The organism is Streptomyces sp. BE303 (assembly GCF_036290945.1).
Classification (GTDB): domain Bacteria; phylum Actinomycetota; class Actinomycetes; order Streptomycetales; family Streptomycetaceae; genus Kitasatospora.
Map to the genome: position 1 here is coordinate 1 of NZ_JAQYWZ010000284.1, position 5,350 is coordinate 5,350.

Annotated in this window: 2 protein-coding genes and 1 pseudogene; 1 reads left to right on the forward strand and 2 read right to left on the reverse strand. The window is 69.9% G+C overall.

The features are described from left to right. The first annotated feature begins 928 nt into the window (after positions 1-928). The gene (locus tag PUR56_RS02550; RefSeq protein ID WP_329878786.1) at positions 929-3,052 is read left to right on the forward strand and encodes a family 20 glycosylhydrolase; all 2,124 of its coding nucleotides are present in this window, start codon (positions 929-931) and stop codon (positions 3,050-3,052) included. Positions 3,053-3,492: 440 nt separating this feature from the next. Here the strand turns inward: PUR56_RS02550 and PUR56_RS02555 are convergent, their stop codons facing one another. Then, positions 3,493-4,539, reverse strand: coding sequence for an LLM class flavin-dependent oxidoreductase (locus PUR56_RS02555; RefSeq protein ID WP_329878784.1), 1,047 nt, complete (start codon positions 4,537-4,539; stop codon positions 3,493-3,495). A gap of 321 nt (positions 4,540-4,860) precedes the next feature. Then, a pseudogene (locus tag PUR56_RS02560) lies at positions 4,861-5,094 on the reverse strand (transposase family protein); the annotation flags it as partial. Positions 5,095-5,350 lie beyond the last annotated feature (256 nt).

The window sequence follows — 5,350 nt, forward strand, 5'->3', positions numbered from 1 at the left end:
TCCATCGCGGTGGTCTCGTCGAGGACGGCCCCGAGGAGTCCGTCACCGTCGACCTGACCGCGGATGACGACACCCTGTCACTGCCGAAACTGGACGCGTTGGAACGCAAGCTCCGCGCCATCGAACAGCAGCTCGGCTGAGGGTGGCGTGTTCTGCGTGGAGCCCCGGGTGGGGTTGTCCGATGAGCGGCTCTGTTCCGTAAGCACCGGTGGCAGGCCCGGCGGCACCCCGGTCGTGGGTAGGGGCCCCCGTCACACCGGGTCAGGAGATCGAAGTCCACCCCCGGATGTCGCCGCGCTGGAACGTACGCTCCGGGGTGGGCCCGGTGGCGGCGTGGGTGGCGCCGGCGCCGAGGGTGCGCTGCTCACGGGCGGGAACGTCGGGCGCCGGGGAGGTCGCGGATCCGAAGGCGGAACCTGAAAGCCGAGCCCGACGGACTTGCGCCGTCACTCACCTGGCGGATCCGCCGGCAAAGGGGCCCGACGCCCCTCGATCCTGCACGGGCTCGCTCGTCGGGACATCCAGAGCGCCCGTGCACCGTCGTGCGCCGAACCGGTCACCGCGTACTCGTTCCCGCACCGTGTGCGGGCGTGACAAAGCCGCCCACGAACGGACAAAGATGTGCCCAGGTAGCCCTTGACGATCCGTCGGCCTCCTGACACGGTTTGCTTAAAGGTGTTCGAAAATAACAAACTTGATGCACCTTCAAGCAATGTATGAGCTCATTCGCGTGCAGCGCCGCACGTCCGCTGCCCCTCTCGCGTACGTCCCGCAGCGCGACGACGGCAGTTCGCCCCGGTGCAAGGCTCCGGAACCAATTCCTGCGGTCCGGTGCACGCGCCTCACCGTCGTTGCCGACGCGATTCGCCCCCCCTGGCCGTGCACCCCCGGTGTGCGGTTCCGCGTAATTCTGTCCGAAGGAGTCACCATGAGCCGGTCGCACCGACGGGGCCGACGCCTCGCCGTCCTCGTCGCAGTCACCCTCACCCTCCCGCTCACGGCCACCGTTTCCCAGGCCGTGGCCGTTCCCCCCGCACCCTCGACCTTTCCCTATGCCCTCACGCCGTTGCCGGTCTCACAGCAGGCGCTGGGCGGCCCGGGGTTCGCCCTCACTCCCCAGACGCGTATCGCCGTCCTCTCCAAGGACTCGGCGGCGATCGGCGTCGGTACCTACCTGTCGAAGCTGCTGGCCCCCGCGACGGGCTTCGACCTCCAGGTGGTGAAGGCGACCAAGGCGCCCGACAAGGCCGTCGTCCTGGATCCCAACGGCCCCAAGACACTGGGCGCCGAGGGATACACCATCACGTCCAACAAGACCGGCGTCGTCATCAAGGCGTACGGTGCCCAAGGCCTGTTCCGGGGCGTGCAGACCCTTCGCCAGCTGCTCCCCGCCGCGGTCGAGTCCCGCACCAAGCAGAACCGCACGTGGACCGTCTCGCCCGCGAAGATCTCCGACGCGCCGCGGTACGAGTACCGCGGCGTGATGCTGGACGTCGCCCGCCGCTTCTTCTCCGTGGACCAGGTCAAGCGCTACATCGACCAGGCGGCCGCATACAAGATCAACACCCTGCACCTGCACCTGACCGACGACCAGGGCTGGCGCATCGCCATCGACGCGCTGCCGAACCTGACCAAGGTCGGCGCCAGCACGCAGACCGGCTTCACCGGCGGCACCGGCTGGTACTACACGAAGGAGGACTACAAGGAGATCGTCGCCTACGCGTCGTCCCGGTTCATGACCGTGGTGCCCGAGATCGACGGCCCCGGCCACACCATGGCCGCCCTCGCCTCGGTGCCCGAGCTGAACTGCGACGACAAGGCCCAGCCCCCCTACTCCGGCGACGACGTCGGGATCAGCCTCTACTGTCTGAAGGACCAGAAGCACACGGACGAGACCACACGCTTCCTGCGGACCGTCATCAAGGCCGTGGCCGAGCTGACCCCCGGCCCCTACATCCACCTCGGCGGCGACGAGACCCCGGACGCCACCCCGGAGCAGTACGCCTCCTACGTCAAGGCCGCCACCGACGCGACCACCGCGGAGAGGAAGACGGTGATGGGCTGGCACCAGCTCGGCCAGTCCCCCGTCCCCGCCGGCAGCCTCCTGCAGTACTGGGGCGAGGACAGCGACCGGGAGACCATCGGCACGGCGACCGAGAAGCCGGGCATCCGCCACCTCCGCGAAAGTGTCGCCCAAGGCGCCAGGTTCATCATGTCGCCGTCCGACCACGCCTACCTGGACATGGCGTACGACGCCTCCACCCCCTACGGTCTGAACTGGTCCGGGTACGTGCCGGTGCAGCGCTCCTACGAGTGGGACCCGGCCACCGTCACCGGCAAGATGGACGGCACCGGCTCCATCGTCCCGGCCAAGAAGATCGCCGGCGTCGAGGCCGCCCTGTGGGCCGACCACGCCCACGAGGGCAGCATCAAGGACCCGAACTCCAACATCCGCTGGCCCGAACCCCAGGACTACGCCGACTACATGAGCTTCCCCCGGCTGCCCGCCATCGCCGAGGTCGGCTGGAGCCCCCAGTCCATCCGCAGCTGGGAGGGTTTCCGTCAGCGCCTGGCCCAGGAGGGGATGCGCTGGAAGGCGGCCGGTATCGGCTACTACGCCGCCCCGGGCATCCCCTGGCCCGGCACCGTGCGCACGGTGGAGGGCGTCCACACCATCGAGACCCGGGGCATCGCCCTGGAGAACGGCGGCTCCTCCTCCGACGGCTCCGACCTGTTGGTGTGGCTGACCAACCGGGGTGACAAGCAGAGCTGGACCATCGCCACCCAGTCCGACGGCACCTACACCATCGCCAACAAGGCCTCCGGCAAGTGCGCGGAGGCCGCCGGAGCCGCCGGCTCCACCATCGTCCAGCGTGCCTGCAACGGCCAGACCGCCCAGCGCTGGAAGATCACCCCGGCCAACTTCGACCGGTATACGATCACCTCTGCCGCCAGCGGCCTCGCGCTCACCGTCGCCTCGGCCACCAAGGGTGCCAAGGCGACCCAGCAGCCCGACACCGGCTCCGAACTGCAACGGTGGTCCATCGACTGACCGGCTGCCCGGGGTCACCACCCCGCCCCCGCTCCGGACCCGCCCGTACTCCCGTCCGGAGCGGGGCCCGGTCGGGCGAGGTTCCTCTCCGGGGCGGTGAGGTGGTGCGCATGAAGTGGTCGGATGCCCTCGCCGGTGGGCGAGAACGCGGCGGATGTCAGCCCCTCGGAACGCCGGGCCGGACCTGTGCTCTGGCCGGCGCTGTCGTGGATGCGGCCGGAGGCATCGATGCGGCGCCGCGCGTCGACGTCGGTGAGGGCCGGTTCGGGCGGCAGCCGGGGCACGCAGCTCGACATCGGTGAGCGTGACGACGGGTGGCACACGGGTCCTCGACCGCGCCCCGGTCGTGATCGCGGTCTGCCCCGACCTCGGCCACCCCTGCGCGGTGGCCACGGTGACCACGCGCGGCAGCAAGGAACACGAGGTCCCGGCGACAGTCGTCAGGCGAATAGCCGTGCGAGCTCGGCCATTTCGGTCCCAGGGTCCACAACGGGCTGGATCACCAGCTCGTCGACCCCCGCGTTCTCCAGCACGTTGATCCGCTCGGTGAGCTCCTCCCTGGTGCCGACCAGGCCGAACTTGTCCACCAGGGAAGGCACGACGAGCTCGCGGTCCTCGGGGGACAGTCGACCCAGGTAGTTGCGGTAGAGCGCCTGGTGACGCTCGGGATCGGTGGGGGTGGCGCCGCGCAGCCGGAGCAGACGGTCGACAGCTGCGGCCTCTTCCGGAGGGAGGGCCGCGCGGAGGACGGGGTTCTCCGCGCCGAGGATCAGTGCGCTCAGTGCGATGGGCCCCACCGAGTCCTTGACCGGATCGCCGTAGCGGTCCTCGCCGTCGGCGAGGACATGGAGGGAGGACATGAGATACGAACGGGTCTTCTCGGCGCCGCCCGCGTCCCGCGCCGCCGCCCGCCGGGCCCGGCCGAGGGCGGACCAGGCCACGGGGCCGTGCATCGCGAAGGAGATCACCCCCGCGCCGAGCCGGCCGGCGACCGCGGCAGCCGTCTGGCCGAACGCGGCCACGACGAACTCCACGGGAGCCTCGGTGTCGACGTACGGCCCGGCGTGCAGGAATCGCACCCTGCTGGACCGGGCACCCTCGCGGTAGTCCGACTCGCGGCCCGCGGTGAGATCCTGTAGGGCGGCCGTGAACGACTCCAGCTCCGCCATCGTGGTAGGCCGCATGCCGAGCGTACGGCGCGCCGTGTTACCGGTGCCGACCCCGCAGATGATGCGGCCGGGGGCGAGGGCGTTGAGGCTGCCGACGGCCGCCGCCGCCGCGGGAGCGGAACGCAGTGCCGGTGAGGCGACACCGATGCCGAGCCTGATCCGGTGGGTGGACTTCGCGCAAAGTGCGAGACTCACGAACGGATCGCCGTGGACCATCGGCGTGTCGTACACCCAGAAACTGTCGAAGCCGAGTTCCTCCGCGCGGGCGGCCAGGTGTTCCACACCCGGCCCTGCTGCCGTGACGATGCCGGTCCGCATGGCTACTCTCCTCGCCGTCGAGTGAGGTGGCTGAACCACTCCGGTTGCGGTTCGCTGTCGTTCCTGGTCAAGATCATGCCCGCAGTGCGCCGGTGGGCCTACCGCAGCGGCTTCAGGACCGGGAAGGTGTCGCGCGAAGACGGGCGAGGGCGCCTACCTCACCTCGCACGACGCTGCCACGAGCCGGTACGCCTTCCGGGATTGCCGGGGCCGCGTCATACCCGGACCCTGACCAACCCAGCCCCCGGCGGCGCACATTCGCCTGCCACACGAGTGTGCCCCGGGGATCTGATGACCTGAAGGGTTACGTCGTGGCGGCGGTGCGTGGAGGTCAGTGACCTGGTGGACGCATGCGTGGGCGGTCCCGGCGCCGAGCCGGAAGCCGGCGGCGATCTGGGCGAGGGTGTCGTGCTTGCGCAGGTGCACCAGTGCGACCAGCGCCCGTCGGGAGGAGCGGAGCTTGCCCCGGCGGTTACCCTCCCGGGTGACGATGAGCATGGTGACCCACTCGACGAGCGCGTGCGGCGAGTCCAGTGCGGCAGGACAGGTGACCACCAGGGCTCTCCGGCAGAGGACTTGAGACGTCAGATGCCTTCCTCAACTGCCGGGGATCCCAGTCCGTTCTTCCCCGGTCCACAACTGCCCGGCCGCCACCCGATCGGTGGCCGCTCTGAGTGGACGTTAAGTCCGCTTTCTCTCGGTTCATGATCGCTCGTTCGTGTGAACGTCGGCCGTACTGGCGTGCCAGTCGGGGTTCGGGTGATGTTCTGCGGCGCATGGACAGACGGGCGTATCCGAGCGACTTATCGGA

Coding starts and splice junctions, on each gene's coding strand:
- PUR56_RS02555 (WP_329878784.1), bottom strand. CDS start 4,539: ATGCGGACCGGCATCGTCACGGCAGCAGGGCCGGGTGTGGAACACCTG.
- PUR56_RS02550 (WP_329878786.1), top strand. CDS start 929: ATGAGCCGGTCGCACCGACGGGGCCGACGCCTCGCCGTCCTCGTCGCA.